Annotated in this window: 15 protein-coding genes; 4 read left to right on the top strand and 11 right to left on the bottom strand. The window is 59.1% G+C overall.

Features of this window, described 5'->3' with window-relative positions; translation table 11 throughout:
• Positions 1 to 6 precede the first annotated feature (6 nt).
• The 6 genes from Q7U29_RS15960 to Q7U29_RS15935 are packed head-to-tail and all read right to left on the bottom strand — an operon-like array spanning position 7 to position 5,986.
• Positions 7 to 2,232 (bottom strand): S8 family peptidase, encoded by a 2,226-nt coding sequence (locus tag Q7U29_RS15960; RefSeq protein WP_304743051.1) that lies wholly within the window; start codon positions 2,230 to 2,232, stop codon positions 7 to 9.
• Positions 2,229 to 3,545 (bottom strand): AAA family ATPase, encoded by a 1,317-nt coding sequence (locus tag Q7U29_RS15955; protein ID WP_304743084.1) that lies wholly within the window; start codon positions 3,543 to 3,545, stop codon positions 2,229 to 2,231. The genes Q7U29_RS15960 and Q7U29_RS15955 overlap by 4 nt, the downstream gene beginning before the upstream one ends.
• A gap of 5 nt (positions 3,546 to 3,550) precedes the next feature.
• A complete protein-coding gene (locus Q7U29_RS15950) occupies positions 3,551 to 4,447 on the bottom strand; it encodes a ThiF family adenylyltransferase (RefSeq protein WP_304743050.1) in 897 nt (298 codons plus the stop codon).
• Positions 4,444 to 4,947 carry a hypothetical protein gene (locus Q7U29_RS15945; protein ID WP_304743048.1) on the bottom strand — a complete coding sequence of 168 codons (504 nt, stop codon included), beginning with the start codon at positions 4,945 to 4,947 and terminating at the stop codon, positions 4,444 to 4,446. The genes Q7U29_RS15950 and Q7U29_RS15945 overlap by 4 nt, the downstream gene beginning before the upstream one ends.
• On the bottom strand, positions 4,944 to 5,279 hold the full coding sequence (locus Q7U29_RS15940; RefSeq protein WP_304743047.1) for a hypothetical protein: 336 nt from the start codon (positions 5,277 to 5,279) through the stop codon (positions 4,944 to 4,946). Before Q7U29_RS15940 ends, Q7U29_RS15945 begins: the two co-directional genes overlap by 4 nt.
• Positions 5,276 to 5,986, bottom strand: coding sequence for a multiubiquitin domain-containing protein (locus Q7U29_RS15935; protein WP_304743082.1), 711 nt, complete (start codon positions 5,984 to 5,986; stop codon positions 5,276 to 5,278). Before Q7U29_RS15935 ends, Q7U29_RS15940 begins: the two co-directional genes overlap by 4 nt.
• 160 nt (positions 5,987 to 6,146) lie before the next feature.
• Between Q7U29_RS15935 and Q7U29_RS15930 the strand changes: the two genes are divergently transcribed.
• The 4 genes from Q7U29_RS15930 (at position 6,147) to Q7U29_RS15915 (ending at position 8,559) form a co-directional block, all read left to right on the top strand.
• Entirely contained in the window at positions 6,147 to 6,530 is a 384-nt protein-coding gene (locus Q7U29_RS15930) for a helix-turn-helix domain-containing protein (protein ID WP_304743045.1), read from the top strand.
• Positions 6,530 to 7,444: an ImmA/IrrE family metallo-endopeptidase gene (locus Q7U29_RS15925; RefSeq protein WP_304743043.1), complete on the top strand. Its 915-nt coding sequence runs from the start codon at positions 6,530 to 6,532 to the stop codon at positions 7,442 to 7,444. The genes Q7U29_RS15930 and Q7U29_RS15925 overlap by 1 nt, the downstream gene beginning before the upstream one ends.
• A 259-nt stretch (positions 7,445 to 7,703) precedes the next feature.
• Positions 7,704 to 8,015, top strand: a complete 312-nt coding sequence (locus Q7U29_RS15920; protein WP_304743041.1) for a hypothetical protein — start codon at positions 7,704 to 7,706, stop codon at positions 8,013 to 8,015.
• A 28-nt stretch (positions 8,016 to 8,043) separates the two neighbouring features.
• Positions 8,044 to 8,559 carry a hypothetical protein gene (locus Q7U29_RS15915; RefSeq protein WP_304743039.1) on the top strand — a complete coding sequence of 172 codons (516 nt, stop codon included), beginning with the start codon at positions 8,044 to 8,046 and terminating at the stop codon, positions 8,557 to 8,559.
• Positions 8,560 to 9,314: 755 nt separating this feature from the next.
• Here Q7U29_RS15915 and Q7U29_RS15910 read toward each other — a convergent pair.
• The 5 genes from Q7U29_RS15910 to Q7U29_RS15890 form a co-directional block, all read right to left on the bottom strand.
• Positions 9,315 to 10,673: a site-specific integrase gene (locus tag Q7U29_RS15910; protein ID WP_304743037.1), complete on the bottom strand. Its 1,359-nt coding sequence runs from the start codon at positions 10,671 to 10,673 to the stop codon at positions 9,315 to 9,317.
• A gap of 304 nt (positions 10,674 to 10,977) precedes the next feature.
• A complete protein-coding gene (locus Q7U29_RS15905; RefSeq protein ID WP_304743036.1) occupies positions 10,978 to 12,006 on the bottom strand; it encodes a hypothetical protein in 1,029 nt (342 codons plus the stop codon).
• Positions 12,003 to 13,598 (bottom strand): nucleotidyltransferase family protein, encoded by a 1,596-nt coding sequence (locus Q7U29_RS15900; protein ID WP_304743034.1) that lies wholly within the window; start codon positions 13,596 to 13,598, stop codon positions 12,003 to 12,005. Before Q7U29_RS15900 ends, Q7U29_RS15905 begins: the two co-directional genes overlap by 4 nt.
• Positions 13,595 to 14,266 (bottom strand): glycosyltransferase family A protein, encoded by a 672-nt coding sequence (locus Q7U29_RS15895; protein ID WP_304743032.1) that lies wholly within the window; start codon positions 14,264 to 14,266, stop codon positions 13,595 to 13,597. The genes Q7U29_RS15900 and Q7U29_RS15895 overlap by 4 nt, the downstream gene beginning before the upstream one ends.
• Positions 14,263 to 15,363: a hypothetical protein gene (locus tag Q7U29_RS15890; RefSeq protein WP_304743030.1), complete on the bottom strand. Its 1,101-nt coding sequence runs from the start codon at positions 15,361 to 15,363 to the stop codon at positions 14,263 to 14,265. The genes Q7U29_RS15895 and Q7U29_RS15890 overlap by 4 nt, the downstream gene beginning before the upstream one ends.
• Positions 15,364 to 15,368: the final 5 nt, after the last annotated feature.

The raw sequence follows: 15,368 nt of genomic DNA, 5'->3' as shown, positions 1-15,368 counted from the left end.
CACGGCCTACACATCAATCGGGATCTCAACAACAGGACGCAGGGCTTCGAGCTGCCGGGCGTATTTCCGCACCACCTTGTCGTAGAGATCGCCAAGATGCTTCGCGTGGACACTGATAACAAGGGCGTAAGGCAACTCTTCTTTCGGCGCAAAATTACGGCCGTCCTGGCGCGCGTTATAGTGAATATCGAGTACGGGATTACGAAGGGTCTTTCCGAGAAATGAAACGCGCGTGTGCAGGCAGTTTTCCCATTTCCACGCGTCACGGCGTAGTTCGTCCTCCATCAAGCCGCTTTGTGTCTTGCCAAAGAAACTCTTGCTATCAGCGTGCACCTGTTTGGGGTCTTTGCGCTTCTGATCATGCGGCCTAAAAGTTGGCTCAAGGCCGGCGCGCGTATAGTTGCCGGGGTGGTGTGGATCAACGCCGGTTGGATAGCACAGCGTTGCGGTGATGGTGACCTTGCCGGGAATGGTGCCCGACGGAATCGGAATGGGCGCTCGAATATAGCGCGTCGGTGCGATGGTGCCTTGGTAAACAACCCGCACGGTGTCATCGTCGCAAAGAACGATGTCCTGCACCGAACGGGCGACGCGACCACGCCCTATTTCTTCGCAGGGAGAGGCAGACGCTTCTGTCGTGTGGATCAGGAGTGACCTTATCGCCAGTATGCTTAACGTATCACCGAAATGCGCGCGCAGCCCTGCGCCGAGGCGCAGCACGGACGGCGCGGAGAAAGAGGTCCCTTCGGTCGCTTCGAGCCCAAACGCTTTTCCTTCGTTGAGAACGATGAAAGGCCGCTGTAGACAGCCGCCGAACTCAACAAAGTCCGGTTTGACGACGCCGGGACTGCGGCCGGGCCCAACCGAGCTATACGTGCACCGCTGCCAGGGTGTCTCGTGGCTATCGCAGGCTCCCACCGCAAGGGCGTTCACGCAGTCGGCTGGCACCTGGATGCGGTTCAAGCCATCCTTGGCAGATCCGTCGCCCCCATTGCCGACGGCGATAGTCGCAAGTGTCGTACCGCGCGAAAGACGATCATCGATAACGGCCGTCCACGCATGCACATCATCATCCTCCACCGGAAGAAGCGGGCCGATACTTAAATTGACAAACTGATAATCCTTCTCGACCAAAACCTGATCGATACGGCCAAGCACTTCGTAAAGTTCGTGAGGATTTTGGCCCAGCGCTGCCCTGTCGAGAACCCGGTAATGATCGGCCGATGCATAGGGGCGCTGGAGCGGCTTGGTCGGATCGATGTGGCCGAACAGGAAGGCGGATGACACGCCAACACCGTGCTTCTGAAAGTCATCCAGGGGGCTTCCGATGCCCGGTGGTTCGATAGCTTTAACCCACTTGCTGATCGGATGCCCCTTCGGAAATCCGCCGTCAAAAATCGCTACACGGATCTTCGGATCGATCGGGCCCGCATCGGGTAATTGGATCGCTTCCATAGGTACGCGTGAAGACCGGAAGCTTGGACGCAAAATTCGCAGCGTTGGCATTTGCCGCAAGGCCCGCACGGGAGTGAATGTCGCGATGCGGTCGGCTAGTTCGACCGGAGCCTCCAATTCCACAAAGCACAGTCCACCTGCGGCGAAGCGGCGGTCCAGCGGTTGATCAATCCCGATTTCGCCAAGGTAGTGTTTGAATTGCGTGACGACGCTATTCGCACCGCTTCCGCCATCGCTGTGAAGAACAGCTTCAAGGACGACATTCCCCTTTTTCGGAAGCCGACCTTTGATCTTGTCGCGGGCAGTCGGTGCCGCGACCTCCTCAATCGTGGGCAGGTCGCTGGCGGTGACAGCGTCCTCGCGCAAATTCGGCAGCGAAGAGCGCCAGGCACGAAAGGCTGACCGCGGACCCATCACGAACAACTCAGTTGTGATCGTCTCTTCGGGTTCGCGGCCCTTGGAGCGCTTTTCCGGTGTGATCCGCCGCGGGCGGCTACCGACCAGCTCCAAGCCAACCGACTCAAACAGTTTTTCAGGGAAGTACGACTTGGCAATATACTCAGGATTGAGGGTGATCGTCGCAACGGCGCGGTCGTTTGGGCAGGCGGCATCGGGTAACTGGTCGATACCTCTCACCACGCGCGCCAGCATGGGCGCGATGCGCTCTCTGGCTTCCCTGAACGTATAAGGGTGGCTTTTCGGCCCGCCGCCACGCACGCCGGCGACATCTTCAACAAGCCGCTCGCCCTTGCCTAAAAGGAAGTTGCGTTTCGTCATGATGAATCTCTCTTTTTAGTGCGTGTCGGCACGCGCTTACGCGCGGCGCGAACACGAATGGTGTCACGGGCAATACCCGTTAGTTCGCGGGCCTTACGTTGTGACAAAAGCCCTTGATTCACGATGGCCGCGGCAAGATGAATGCGCCTCGTCTTCGGAAGAGATTTGTTCGTCAAAAGACCGGCAAGGTGTTCCTCGAGCGGCGCATCGCCTAAAGCTGCCCCACGACGCGCCGTCGACAAATCGCGTTCGATGTCGCTGAAGGACCGCCCGGCGAACGCGAGGGCTAGCAGGCGGCTCCAGGCTTTGGTCGCAGGAAAATACGGCCCGAGGCGTCCTTCGATAAAGCTGTTAATCGCATCCTGATCGGGAAGCGGAAATTCAATGTGCAGCTCGAACCGGCGCCAGATCGCCGGGTCAAGAAGGTCCGGGTGATTAGTCGCAGCGAGCAGAACGCCGGAAGATGGCCAGTCGTCAATTTGCTGAATGAGCACGGTTACAAGCCGTTTCAGTTCGCCAATCTCGCCATGGTCGTCGCGGCGCTTGGCGATCGCGTCGAGTTCGTCCAGCAACAGAATGCAATCAATGGTCTTGGCATATTCAAGCACATGACGGAGGTTGCTACCGGTTCGACCAAGCAAGCTGCTCATGACGGCGGCAAGGTCGAGAATGAGGAGTGGACGTTTCAGCTCCCTTGCTAACCATCGCGCGGCCATTGTCTTGCCGACGCCTGGCGGGCCGACAAAGAGCGCGGCCCGCATAGGATCGAGCCCGGCGCGGACAAGCGCCTGCGGATTCCGACGTTCCTCGACAATTTGCTGCAATGAAGTTGCAAGACCCGGCGCGAAGACCGGTTCATGTTCGAGGAATGGCTCTGCCTCGACGCGCATGAGATGCAGTCGCGAGTCGATATCGACGGGGAGCGGCACTTCAGCTTGCTGCCGCAGGGGCGAAGCATGTGAAGGTAGTTCATGCAAGAGCGCGGTTAACGCGTCCGCAAATTGCGGCACGAAAGCGTGATAACGCTTGGCGGCACGGCGTAGGATAACCTGTACGTCTTGAGGACGGCCGGACAACGCAATGCGAGCGAGTTGGAGGAAATCGGCTTGGATGTCAGTCTTTTTGTTGTTCTCTGGGGTCATGTGACTCGCGTGACAGAAGAAAATGTCGGGCAAGCCACCGTAAGGGTGGGCGGACGATTTTACAAAGGCCGATTTTGAAGTCGTCCACAGTGACGAATAGCCAAGTAGATTCATAAGCTTAAATGTGGACGAAATCGACCACTTGCGCTGGAATTGTTCTGTTTCGCGCACCGTGGTCAATCTGGCCTCTTACGGAGGCGATTCCACATCCGGCGGTACCAGGGCGCAATCCGGGACGGCAAGATCGTGGGCCGCGAAGCAAAACTCTGCTGGCGGATGTCGAAGAGCGGGTCGCCGGTTTCGTCGGGCGGATGATGCGGGCACACATGGTTCGTCAGCAGCTCCATGCGCTGATTACGGATGATGGTTCCCTTGTTGCCGTCATAGTCAAGGAAGACGAAGGTTGGCGGGTTCGGATACCAAGGCGTTAGTATCTGCGTGAGCAGGCCAACCGCCGTGGATGCCAGCACGCCGTTTGACCACACCACTTGCGGGCGCGAGCCTGCTGCGCCGTACCGCTTGGCTTCCTGCTCCAGTCGTTCATCGGTAATGAATCCGCAGCAACGCATGCAGGGCGCGCCCGGCATGGACAGGATCACCTGACCGCTAACCAGAAAGCCCTTTTTGCCGAGATCGTGAACATCCATCCCGATGTCGATGTAAGGGATCAAGTGCTTGCGAGCGAAGCGTTCAAGCTGCTCTCGCTCCTTGAAACCATCGACCGCTCCCAAGATGACATCACACAGCTTGAGGTCATCGACCGCAGCGTGCCAATCTTTCTGAATCGAGAGGATGCGAGCGTTTGGCTGCAAGCCGTGGATTAGTCGCTCGGCAATGGTAACCTTTGGAAGGCTCACCGCAACGTCTGCCAGCGTACCGCCAATTAATCGGTTGGTGTTGGTATCTTCGATAACGTCCGGATCAGCATTTACATAACCGCCGACGCCCATATGTGCAGTCTGCTGCGCGATGTGAGAACCCCCGCCGCCGAGCCCGACGATCCCGATCGTGGCGGCATCCAGAACGGCGTCGCTTTGGGGACCAAGGAAGCTTTGGCGGTCAAGACGGCTCATATTGTGCTCCAACTGCGAAGTGGCATGCCAACCTCACTGAATTTGGCGATAACGGGCTGGGGAGACGTACGGTCGATCCACACTTGGCCGAACGCAGACTTGTCGCTGAGTACGATGGCGCCGTGCACGCTGTGCGGGGCAACCGAAACGAAATTCGGAACGAACTTGCCGTTTTCACGAATATCGATGCCGCTGAAGCCCGGGATGCCCTGGCCGCCATGCGTGTGCACGTGGAAGATAGCGACGCGGTCATCCATCGCCCATTGGCGAGCACGGCGAATAGCTTCTGCGCTCATCATCGCGCCGACGCGAGGATCGGGAAGATATTCGTCATCACGTACAGGACGGTATTCCCGGGCCAAAATGAAAAGTTCGTCGTGCGCCGCAGCCAATCCTGCGGCAATAAAGCCAACGCGTTCGTGGGCGAACGGGTGCGGTCGCCGCAAATCAATGCGGATCGTGGTGAGCAAGGCACTTGTGACTTTGAAGCGAATTTTCATGCGACGGCTCGCAGGTGAGCGGATAGCATTTGGGTCCAGCGCATCGAGGCCGGCACGTGGTTCCATGACGGCGCCCACCAATTGCGCTCGACCACGCGGTGCTGGTTCCAGTTGCCCGCGCGACCTTGAATTTGGCGCTCGAAGAAAAGGCGCGTGACGTAGCCGGAATGCGCGAAGGGCACCAGTAACAGGTCCATCTTGAACGGCTGATCGCCAGCGGTGAACCCGAAGCCCGGCAGCAGGGCCACGGGCTGGCCGCCCTCCTTGAGGAGGACGGCGTCAGCGTGCATGACTTTGAGATTGGCGTACTCTTTGCTGGCGACGTCGCTCACGAAGAGCCTCCGCAGGGAACCTGTTCAAAGAACTTCATTCCCTCCTTCACCTTGAGTTTCGCGCCGGGCTTGAGCGGCGTGAGCTGCCCCTCCTCGTTGATGAATTCGAGGACGTAGCCCTCCTGCACGCCGAACTTCTGCTTGAGCTGCTCGGTGGTGTAGGTGCCGCGCGCGATTTCGCGTGGCTCGTTCTCATAGAAGACCGTGATGAGGCGTTTCTCGGTGTGCAAGTGCTCGGTCCCGGCCTGACCAAGGTCGAGAGCGTCATTCGGCTTCAGGTCGATGTCGGTGCCGTCGCGCTCCAGGACCAGAACCTCGTCCTCGCGGACGTGGCAGATGGTGCGCAGTTCGGACTCGGGGATCTTGTCCTCGCCCCACTCGAAGCCGTGTCCGTTATTGGTGAAGCGGAAGATGCGATCGCTCTTGAAGGCACGAAACACTTCGGTTCCTTCTGCCCGCAAGTCCACCGCCTCCTCAAGCCCCACCGAGCGGCTGCTGTGCGCCATAAGCTGGATCAGCACATAGTCGCTGGCCGGCTTCAAATCCGCCTTGTCGAGAACGTGTTCCCCCTTCGGCATGGCCTCCGCGAACTTCACGGTCACTCCGTTGAGCGTGGTGAAGAAATGGCCCCCGGAGTCGGGCCCGCGCCCGCCTTGGCCCGTGACATTGTCATCGCGGCCCTGGCCGCCCGTAACCACATTTTCCATCTGCTTCACCTTTTTGAATTCCCCCGGTCCATACCGAAGCGATGATGATAAGATAAGGTGGCATGCTAGGTTTGTCAAGCATTCACTGGGCACGCTTGACATTCTTATCAGATGAGGCTAAATATGTGAGGTGAATCAACGACTTTGGAGGAGTGATGTCATGGCCAAGAAAAGCGTGGGAGCGGAGATCAAGCTCACGCTTGGACAATTTCTCGCCTCAATCCGTGAAGACCGCCAGCTCTCTCAGCGCGATGTCGAGAGAGCTACCAACAAAATTGTTTCGAACGCTTACCTAAGCCAGATTGAAAACGATCAAATCAAAAGACCAAGTCCGAATATCCTGCACGCACTCGCCGAGCTATACGCCGTTAGCTACGAGAACTTAATGGAACGCGCAGGCTTTGTTGCGCCTACACGATCCCGCAGCACCGCCGAACAGCGGCATGGGCGCGTTGCAACATTCGCCGAGCATAATTTGACGGGCGAGGAAGAGGCCGAGCTTGTTAAGTTTCTAGGTTATCTACGCAGCAGGAAAAAGCCCTAGTGGCAAAAGCCGACGACAGCAGTCTCGACCCCGAGCAGTTAGGCGCCGTGCAGTTGGCTGCACGGCGCGCTTTAGACCGAGCCGCTGGATGGGGCGTCTTTCCTACACCTATCCCGGATATCCTTGAGGCAGCGAAGCTCAAAATTGCGCCCGCGAGCGCGTTCGACCCGCGACGGATCGTCGAATACCTGATGGGCAAGGCAGAGCATGCGGCAGAGGTGTTGAAGTCCGCGATCTCCAAGGTGTTTGGCATCTATGACGCCGACGAAAGCCTCATCCACATCGACCACACGATGCATGCATCGAAGCAGAACTTTCTCAAGCTGCACGAAGCCGGACATCACGAGCTCCCCACACACCGCAAGCTGTTCCGCATCTTTCAGGATTGCGAAAAGACCCTCGCTCCGGATATCGCCGACCTTTTCGAGCGCGAAGCCAATAACTTTGCTCGCTTCGTTCTTTTTCAGGGCGACGGCTACCGCGATATGGCGGCGGACCACAAATTTGAGATCAAGACGCCGATGAAGCTGGCCGGCAAATTCGGCGCGTCTGTCTATGCGTCGTGCCGCGAATTTGCGCGGACCCATCACCGGGCTTGCGCCGTCTACGTACTTGAGCCGATCACATACTGTGAACGCACAGGCGCGCGCGCTGATGTCCGCAGGATCGAAATCTCAGGGTCGTTTAGGCAGCAATTCGGACAACCTGCCGAGCTGGCAATTACACTCGATCATTCACTGGGACGGGTGTTGCCAATAGGCCGACGGATGACCCGACCGACGACCATCTCGATCACGGACCGGAACGGTCAGGCCCATGAGTGCGTCGCGGAAGCCTTCGACACAACGTTCAATATCTTGATCTTAGTCTATCCAGTTAAAGCGCTTACCGCATCGCGGTTCATACTCAATTAGAATGGGGGGGGGACAGATTTAGGTGTAGGTGCTGCGTTGACCTTCGACGTCGGTGCTGGCCAAAGATTTGCCCCGCCTTCATTTGCGATACGATGCTGTGCTCAGCAATAATATGCCCGGAGGGCATGATGCGTACAGATAGGGAAATGTTGTTCGTGCAGCAATTGTCGAGCTGTGCAAAAGGCTCCTGATGCGCTTTTCTATGCCTCATTTTCCCTGCGAATTCGAAATACCCGACGATTGGCTATCCGAAGCAGGCATGATTGAGTTCAAGCCGAGGGCGACATCCTATCTGCCCGACGGGGAAGCCGTGCTGATTCCCCTTATGGCGATCGAACCGGTCCCACGGTTCACAACACATCCCAAGGATTGGCATGGTTTTGATCGTGAGCGGCTAGTCCGGCTCTTGAAGGGCTTTGTTGCTGACGACTCCATAGAGCCAGTACCCTTGTTCGAAATGCCGCTATTTGAGTTTGCGCATTCACCTTACCGCTATCGTGTTCTCAACGGGCTCCACCGCTTCTACGGCTCCATCGCAGCGGGCTTCTCTCATTTGCCAGCGGTGATTTGATCAAACAGCAGCGTGGGGGACACTGTATATGAAAATGCCGACGCGCCCTTTCTACCCTCCGCTTGAGCCGCGGCCAGATATCTTTGGCCTTCATCATCTAACTATATTAGGTCAAGCCTGCGAGAGCGATGAGCAACGACAACAACGAATAGCTAAGGTCGAGCACGGCGTGATCGCTGCGTTCAAGGCGGCCGTGAGTCACATTGGAGAGGATCAAGCGCGCAAGCTTTTTGCGAAGGCCACACGGAAACCGAAGCGTGGTCGGGGTAGGATACTGGCGGCCGACCGCGATCACCGTTTGCTTGCTGCTTACGACGAAGCTGTAGTTAAGAATGGTGAAACGGTGGCCGTTCTTTCTCGGCGGCTGCGGAATGAGGGGATCGAGCTGGGAAACACGGCGAGCGCGATCGCCACCCAAATCAGGGAGCTGGTGAAGGAACGCAAAGAGCGCGCCCGCGCCGCTGCCTTCGAAGCGCGCCGCTGGCGCATGGCCATGCGGAACGCGCCGCCGACTATTTTGGGTGCCGCGATCGCCAAGAAATAGCGGCGGGGCCTTTTCTCGCTCTGGATTACGGGACGCCGAGCTTAACCTTACGCTGCTGGTCGCAAGTTGCGATAAATGCGTTGCCGGTTCGATGCCCTGTTAATGAGCGGCCGGCGCTAGAATCCGCGGAGGCCGGGGACCATGGCTAAACGTCGCCCTGTTCGTTTAGAAGATTTTCAGAAGGCGCTAAATGCGATCGGCCAACTTGCGCCTCTGATTACAGCGCTAACCAGCGCAGCCTTGGCAGGGCATAGCCTCGGGTGGTGGTAGAATCCTAAAATGATGCCGCTCGGTACGCGCCGCACATAAGGTCTATTCTAGCCGACGGCACAACTCGGAAGAAAGCAATCAAGCTAATAAAAATTTCAATGGAATGCTTGGTAACGCTTGGAAACAGCATGTCTCGCATGAAAAAGCCCGCCAGAGGCAAGCCGTGGCCGTTGAGGCGATGCTTCAATGCCAACTCGAACGCGCCGAAGGCCTGGACCTCGCCTACGACGAAGAGGTCTCATAATCGAAGAATGCGTAAGTCAAGGTGTCGCGCGCCGGTCGAGCGCCGACTGGACGTCGGCCGCGCTGCGGCGGCCAGATGGGTTCTCGCGACGACGGCATGGTGCTCGGCCAGTGTGATTCGGCGCGCCACGCCAAGTTCAACTACGTAGAGTTCCGCAAAACGTGGATCAGGTGTAGGATCGACTCGAGTTTTTAACGCCCTGGATTGGCTCTGGATCGCATAACAGACACGCCGCAGCCTTCTACGCAGCCAGACGGCGCTCCTCTTCAGCCTTCTCATCATCACCAGCCACAGCCTTACTCAGGAAACGGGCCAAGGCGGCTTTCCGTGAATCGCGGTCCAGTGCGTAAGCGGTTTGCTTGAACTCGATCCCGTCAAGGAGTCCCTGAATATAGCCCGCGATCGTGTCCGCAGCCATGATGAGAGCTGTGTCGAGCGTATGGATATATTTGCTCGTCACCGACCCCTTAGCGTGGCCAACAAGGGCCGCGATCGTCACCTCGGTGAAACCAAGATCATTGGCGATGCTCGCAAAGCTGTGGCGCAGGACGTGTGGCGTTACATCTGAGAGTGGAGAGTCTTTGAACAATTTCTGCCAATGGTTCGGGAAGCTGCCGAAGGCATTGTCTTCGCCTAGGCCGGGGAAGACGTAGGTGCCGAGGGCATCGATCCGACGCTGTTCGAGGTACTCGACCACGGGTAGGCCGATTGCGCGAATGGATTCCCCTTCCTTACTGTCCTCCAATCGCAAGCAGCTTGCCTGGGTGTCGGCCTCCGTCCATTTTAGGGTGATAATTTCGCTGCGCCGGCAGCCGGTCAACGCGATCTGTCGAATGATATCTACCGTCGTCGCGTACTTCTCCTCCTCGGCGGCAGCTCGCAGCATTTGCCCAAGTGTTCGGTACTCCGCCTCCGACAGTCGGCGCTTGCGAACGTTGTCTTTTGGCTTGCGGATACCATGGGCTGGATTCGTCTCGATGATGCCAGCCTCGACGGCATAGGTGAGGATACCGCCGAGGAGACCGACAGTGCGCGTTGCGGTACCGGCGCCGCCACGGACAATGGCTTTTCCGCGCAGCTTTTTGGTCTTGACCGCCGCCCGTGTCTTTCCGACCATGATGTCTTTCAGCACCTTGTTGATGTCAGCCTTTGTGAGGTCTCTAACGCGCCTCGTGCCTATGAGCGGAATGATGTGACGTTCAATGCGGCCTGTGTCGGTGCCGATCGTCGACGGCTTCTTCGGACGCCTGCCTTTCCCCAGGATCAGGCCGGCCTGCAAATCGTTCAGATAGAGGGTGCAGAGTTCTTTGACAGTGGTAGCATTGTGGTCGAGCTGGCGTTCTTCGGCTGGGTTGTCACCTTGTGCCACTCGGCCGAACTGGACCTTTGCTTCCTGCCGCGCGGTATCAGGCGTCCAGACCCCGTGAAGTCCGATCGTATAGCGACGCGAGCGGCCAACGGCCCGATACTGAATGACATAGCTCCGCTTGCCGGAGGCAAACACGCGGAGTCCAAAGCCAGGCAATTCGTCGTCCCAGACAACGTAGTCCTTCTCTCGGACTTCGGCGGCGTCGACGACCCTCTTAGTGATCTTAGGCACGTGCTTCTTCCTTCCCGAGCCGGATTTCTCGCGTAAGCACCGCGTAAGCAGGCGGGCGGAAATCACGGCGAACTTTCGGATAGGAACGTCGCTCGGACCCTTGAGAAGGTATAGAGATTACAGAGAGATAGTGTACCATAGCGTGCCCTATCGCGTTTTTCGGATGGGCAGCCTATATTGCTCCGAAGGCAAAGGTCACACGTTCGAATCGTGTCGGGTGCGCCAGCGTCTGCAGGACGCCGGTTAGGTCGTCCGCGCGACGGCCCGCGCGATTGACCGGGTCCATCAAGTGCCCGAGCGAACGCTATTCCCCGCTTGAACGTTGCTGCACTTCAAGGAGACGCTGATAGACCGCCGATTGCCGGAAGCTGTGCAGGAACACGTCCGGCGCAAGCCGCAGGCGCACCGGATTGGCCATCAGATGGTGGTGAGCCTTCAGCACCAGATCGAACTGACACGCCTTTTCAGCCGCTTCCTCGAGTGAATGGAAGTACAATGGATAGTCCGCACCAAGATATTCGACGACAGAGGGAAGCGGGTTGACGAGCAGCGGCGTTCCACGCGCAATGCACTCGATCACAGCGTTGTTCGCACCCGCGCAAAGCAGATCGAGAAACACGATGTTGCGGGTGAGCCAGTCATCGTAGTCGGATGGCGGCAAATAGCTGGTTTCGATCGTGTTGTCGCGATATCTGGAGTCGAGCTTACGATTGCGCCATTCGTGAACAAACTCTAGTCGCGACAATCCCTTCTGCGTGTTGTCGAGAAGCGGATCGCCGAGTTTGAGGCGTATCTTGCGGTAAGGGGACGTCGTATCGAGCGGAAGATACTGGATCGACAGTGTCCGGCGCAGCCACCACCCGATGGAGATGACTTTCTTGTCGGAGTTGGCGAGGAACGATTCGAAATCGAAGTGAGCGGACGGAATCTCGGTTGGATGAACAAGTGCCGACGCCGCGACACCGACCCGCGCGCGCAGGAATTCGGCAAGATCTTCCGACAAGGTGAACAGACCCACGCAATGTGGAAGGCTTTGCTGGAACTTGTCCGATGCCACCATTCGCTCGATCCTCGGTCCGTCGGGGAACCACGCCGGCAAGGAATGAGGGTTGTGGAAGAAACCGGTCCAGGGACGTGCGAAGGGAAGATCCTGCTGGTAGCGCGGGTTCATTTCCCGGCTGAAGGTCCTGTCGAGGAAGCCGTCGAAAAGGACGCCCGCATCGGAATGCTCCGGCCTTAGCGCATCGATGGCGATCGCCCATCCCGACCGGTGATGACCGAACACCTGCTGTTCCCCGATCCGGATCGTCCCGCGCGGTTGCGAATGGTTCATGGCCGATCGCTTTTCAGAGTGACACCGAGGACGGGTATCCCGAGCGGGCGCGGGTCGCCGGGGGCAAACCAGGGATCGCATACCAGTTCGATGCGCTGCTCCCTCCGGTCGAGACGTCCGGCGAGGGGCAGCGGCACGATGATGGTCGTTCCATCAATCCGGATCGAGCCTTTGGCAATCAGCGTTCGATTGAGCCGGACACGGAAGCTTTCGAGGAACCCGGCATCGAGAGGCCGGACTTCCAGCACCGTCAATGCGAGCAACCCGTGTTGCGAGGAGATCGGTGCCGGGAAGGATGCGCGCGGTTCCGACCAGCGAAGAAAGCCGTCGGGAACATCTTCCGGCGGAAACCAGCCAGTCCAGCCGGTCTCTTGAAACAGCGAGAGCTCCAATGTGGTCCTGTCGCCCCGCCACCATCGTGCGAGCTTGCGGCGTCGAGCCTCGATCCCTTCCAGGATCGCGCGAAGCTGAAGCCGCGTGAGACGGCGGAGGATGGGAGCGAGCGGTCCTTCGAAATTATTGACGGCACGGATGTAGTCGGAAAGGCGCAGGCCGCGAAACCGGCGCCGAACACGCAGATAAGACGGAATATGGGATGGCAGTTCGCGCCAGAATTGATGACAGCCGGGCGTTCGCCGAATCTCGAGAGCCAGTTCGGCACGAGACCAGAAATCGCCATCCCAGCGCGGCACGCTTTGCAAGGCCAGGATCGCTTCCGGTTGCTGCAGTCTGGAGGCGAGATAGTTCAGGGTCAGCCCGACGTGCTGCGACAGACCGAGACGCGCGGCCAGCGCCTGAAGGACCCGCCAATCGATGGCGCCGCCATGCCTGATCTGGAAGAATGCATCCGCAAGCCATCGCATGGGTGGGGTCGAATTATAGCGCAAGCCGTGCTCGCATGTATGAATCAGGCCGAATTCGGGAGACAGCAGACGATAATGGACCCCGTCGAGCGCGGTGGTCCGCGCTGACTTCCAGATATCGGCCATGATCGCCGGGTCGAGAGGGCGGCCGTGGAAGAACTCCCAGTGAAGATCGAGCTGGCTGTCGCCACGAAAGAACTGGCAGGCATGGGTGGCCGTCGGCAGCAGGTCCAGATTGCGGAAATTGGCATTCCATCCCGCGCGCTTCAGCGCTTCGATCGCCTGGCCCAACTGGCCGTGGGGGACGGCGATATCGATATCCGACATGAGCCGATTGGCATCGGGATAGGCATTCACGTTGAGCGCTGCCCCCTTGAGCAGCATGATCTCGATTCCAGCCGAACCAAGCGTGCTGCCTACCTCGCGGATATCCCGGCGAAATCTCTGATGCATGACCCACGCATGGCGCACGACCCCGCGCAGCCGATCATGGTCACGATAGGCTTCTCCCCAGTGTTTGAGGCGTTCGTAGAGCAGCATCAGGAACAGGTTGAGGCCGTTGTCCACGAAGAACAGATCGTCGGCCCGGCTCCAGTCGCGAAAGGCAGCACGTGCCGCGCCTGCATCGTCGAGCAAGGCGGCCTTGATCAGCATTTCCTGATTGGCGTTCGGCCACACGCCATGGGGCCAGACGGGATGAAAACGGCCCGGACCCGACTGCGCACTCATTCCGTCTTGCCGGTCTTCCCGCGCAGCCTGTGCACGAGGTTCGCGTATTGTGTGCCGGCCGATCGGGAGAGACTGCCTTCGTGAAGCCTCCGGTAAGCGACAACCTGTTCCATCTCCATGATCGGCGCGCCGTGCGCTTGTACCCTCGTGATCCAGTCGAGAAAGTCGCCAATACGCAGCCCGGCGTCGAATAGCCCGACCACACCGAACACACTGGCACGGATCATCGCGGCGCTCGGCACATAGCCCGGGCGGACGGCGGAGAGATTGGGCGGGCTGCTGTCGAGGGCAAGTCGTTCCTGCTCCGAACGGAAAGTCAGCTGCTTTCCCAGTGCGATCCCGCAATGCGGATCATGCGAAAGCACCGCGCGCTGGAGCTCGAGGCGCCGGGGCGCCATCAAATCATCGGCATCCAGCAAGGCAATCGCCTCGCCATGCGCCGCGGCGATGCCGCGATTGCGCGCTGCCGCAACCCCCGCATTGGACTGCGCAATCAACCGGACGCGAGAGCCGAACTCCCGGACGCACTCGGAAGTGTGGTCCGTGGAGCCATCGTCGACGATAATGATCTCGTCCGGCGCCGCCGACTGGGTCAGAACGCTGTCGACGGCATCGCCGATATAGCGAGCGGCGTTCCAGGCGGGGATGACAACGCTGATCGAGATCATGACGAGTGAGGAACCAGATCTGTCTGCGCCGTCAAACCTGTTTGCCCGGCAAGACGAATCAGCTCCTCGATACGAGGCGGTATCGCCTCTCGATGCGTTCCAATGTTGAGCCACCAGGATGGCAGGTCGCGGGCAAGGGCCGTCAGCCACTTGATGCCTTCCGGAGTTGCCGGCGTGAGAGCCAAGGTCGACGGCACCAGCGCACGCCATGTCTCCCCGGGTTTGGCCGGCGCGACGGTCGTCTCGAACTCCCCCGTGATGCGCGGCAGCAGGATTGCGGCAAGCCGCCGCTGGCGCGGCAACCGGCCGGCAAACGCCGGATAGAGATAGAATGTCGGCTTGCCGTCGCCGCGCACCGAGTCGTCGAGTGCCGTGAGATCTTGCGTGAAGCGATCCACGTCGTGAGGCAGAAGCTTGCAGGCGTTGTAGAGGCTGAATGCATGCCATTCGCCGCCGAGTCTGCGCACGAGAAAGACATCGTCGCCAAGACACTCGAGGATGGAGTGGTGCAGGCACGCAAAGGCCGTGCTGGACTTGCCCGCCCGGTAGGTTCCGGCCAGGGCCACCGCAGCTCGTCCATCCGCGACGACAGCGCCATGGATCAGGTGGCCATCATGCTCCCTGAACCACCGTTGCAGGAGATCGCGAAATGGCGTTGCCATGTCCCAGGCCGGAATGAGGTTGATGTCGCGGAACGACGACAATGCAACGCGCCGGGTCGGCGCAATCAGGTCGAGGCGCCCGCCGTCGCCGGGGGTGAAGTTCGCCGAAACCGCGTCTGGCGATGCGTCGGATTGCGACCAGCGCTGACCTGCGACAGTCCATTCGTCATTCCTAAGCTGGAGCGGCGGCGATTCACTGACCTGCGCAACGATCGTCAGTTCAGCGGGCCTATCCGACGCGCTGCAAAGGTGCGCCAGCGATGGATGCAGGCGGGAGTAAAGTTGTTCCGAAAGATAGTGGACTGCAATATTCTGCGCTCCGATCTCGTAGCTGCAGCGCACCGCGGGCGCGATCGACAGCACCCGATCCAATAGCCGATACGCCTGATCCGAAACCGGCGATGTCCGCGGCGTATTCACATCACCCGCGAACAATTGAT

It is taken from the genome of Bradyrhizobium sp., from assembly GCF_030654605.1.
GTDB lineage: Bacteria > Pseudomonadota > Alphaproteobacteria > Rhizobiales > Xanthobacteraceae > Bradyrhizobium.
The sequence above is the reverse complement of the archived record's forward strand: the minus strand, read 5'-3'. Positions and strand labels throughout refer to the sequence as shown.